This window comes from Roseovarius azorensis, from assembly GCF_900109455.1.
In the GTDB taxonomy this organism is placed as follows: Bacteria; Pseudomonadota; Alphaproteobacteria; order Rhodobacterales; family Rhodobacteraceae; genus Roseovarius; species Roseovarius azorensis.
Genome location: NZ_FOAG01000034.1, coordinates 1 through 1987, shown reverse-complemented (window position 1 = coordinate 1987; position 1987 = coordinate 1). Strand labels below are relative to the sequence as shown.

The following is a 1987-nucleotide window of genomic DNA, read 5'->3' as shown; positions in this document are numbered from 1 at the left end:
CAGGAGCAGACGATGCGAAGCAAGGTAACGAAGGCGATTTTTCCTGTTGCGGGTTTGGGGACGCGGTTTTTGCCGGCGACCAAATCGGTGCCCAAGGAGATCATGACGCTGGTTGACCGGCCGCTGGTTCAGTACGCGATCGACGAGGCGCGGGCTGCGGGGATCAAGGAGTTCATCTTTGTCACCTCTCGCGGCAAGGGGGCGCTGGAGGACTATTTCGACAACGCGCCGCAGCTGGAGGCGGAGTTGCGTCGCAAGGGCAAGACCGAGCTGCTGGAGATTCTCAAATCCACCAATATGGACAGCGGCGAGATCGCCTATCTGCGCCAGCACAAGCCGCTGGGTCTGGGCCATGCGGTCTGGTGCGCGCGTCGGCTGATCGCGAACGAGCCTTTTGCCGTGATCCTGCCCGATGACGTGATCGCCGCCGACAAGCCCTGTCTCGCGCAGATGGTCGAGGCGTTCGAGGAGACCCAGGGCAACGTTGTCGCCGCGATGGAAGTGCCGGATCACATGACCAGATCCTACGGCATTCTGGATATCAAGGAGGACATGGGCACGATTGTCTCGACCAAGGGCATGGTGGAGAAGCCCGCGCCGGGTTCCGCGCCGTCCAATCTGGCGGTGATCGGGCGCTATATCCTGACGCCCACGGTGCTGCAGAAACTGAACCGCAAGCAGACCGGGGCGGGGGGCGAGATTCAACTGACCGATGCGATCGACGCCGCGCGGCAGGATGGCGAAGAGGTTTATGGCTATCGCTTCCGGGGGCAGCGGTTCGATTGCGGATCAAAGGCCGGGTTTCTGCAGGCCACGGTGGCCTTTGCGCTGGCGCGCGACGATCTGCGGGATGATCTGTGGAATTACATTTCGGATGTGGTGCATTCTGAAAAGGCGGCACAATAACCATCCGTTCGGGGGCAGGCGGTGAGCAATGTTCTGGTGACGGGCGGCGCGGGCTATATCGGCAGCCACGCCTGCAAGGCGCTGCGCGCCGCCGGCTACACGCCCGTCACCTATGACAACCTGAGCACGGGCTGGCAGGATGCGGTCAGGTTCGGCCCGTTCGAGCGGGGCGAGCTGAGCGACCGGGCGCGGCTGGATCAGGTGTTTGCGGCCTATCGGCCGGTGGCGGTGATGCATTTCGCCGCCCTCAGTCAGGTTGGCGAGAGCATGCGGGATCCGGGGCTCTACTGGCATAACAACGTGGGTGGCTCGCTGAGCCTGATGCAGGCGGCGGTGCGGGCGGGGTGCCTCGATCTGGTGTTTTCCTCGACCTGCGCCACCTATGGCGATCAGGACGATGTCGTTCTGGATGAAAACAGCCCGCAGCATCCGGTCAACGCCTACGGGGCCTCCAAGCGCGCGATCGAGGACATGCTGCGCGATTTCGGGGCGGCGCACGGCCTGCGGCATGTGATCTTTCGCTATTTCAACGTGGCGGGCGCGGACCCCGAGGCCGAGGTGGGCGAGTTTCACCGGCCCGAGACGCATCTTGTGCCGCTGCTGCTCGAGTGCATCGACGGCGGGCGCGAGGCGCTGACCATTCATGGCACCGATTACGACACGCCCGACGGCACCTGCATCCGCGATTACGTGCATGTCTGCGATCTGGTCGCGGCGCATGTTCTGGGGCTGAAATGGCTGGAGGCGGGCAGGCCGAGCCGGGTGTTCAACCTTGGCACCGGCACGGGGTTCTCGGTGCGCGAGGTGATCGGGCAATCCGCCGCCGTCACCAACCGCCCGGTGCCGGTGGTCGAGGGGCCGCGCCGGCCCGGCGACTGCACGCGGCTTGTGTCGGGCTCGTCGCGCGCCGGCGCGGAACTGGGCTGGCGACCGACACGCTCGACCCTGGCGCAGATGATCGCCGACGCCTGGCGCTGGCACCGGACTGGACATTACGAGAAATAGCGACAACCTTGCCTCGGGGCGCAAAACAGGAACGGGCACGGGCAGTTTGGACAGGCTGAACGATCTGGCGATGGCG

Annotated in this window: 2 protein-coding genes; both read left to right on the top strand. The window is 64.9% G+C overall.

The window, feature by feature from the left end:
* Positions 1–12 precede the first annotated feature (12 nt).
* On the top strand, positions 13–906 hold the full coding sequence (locus BSG08_RS19120; RefSeq protein WP_093039432.1) for a UTP--glucose-1-phosphate uridylyltransferase: 894 nt from the start codon (positions 13–15) through the stop codon (positions 904–906).
* A gap of 21 nt (positions 907–927) precedes the next feature.
* Entirely contained in the window at positions 928–1911 is a 984-nt protein-coding gene (gene galE / locus BSG08_RS19115) for a UDP-glucose 4-epimerase GalE (protein WP_093039431.1), read from the top strand.
* Positions 1912–1987: the final 76 nt, after the last annotated feature.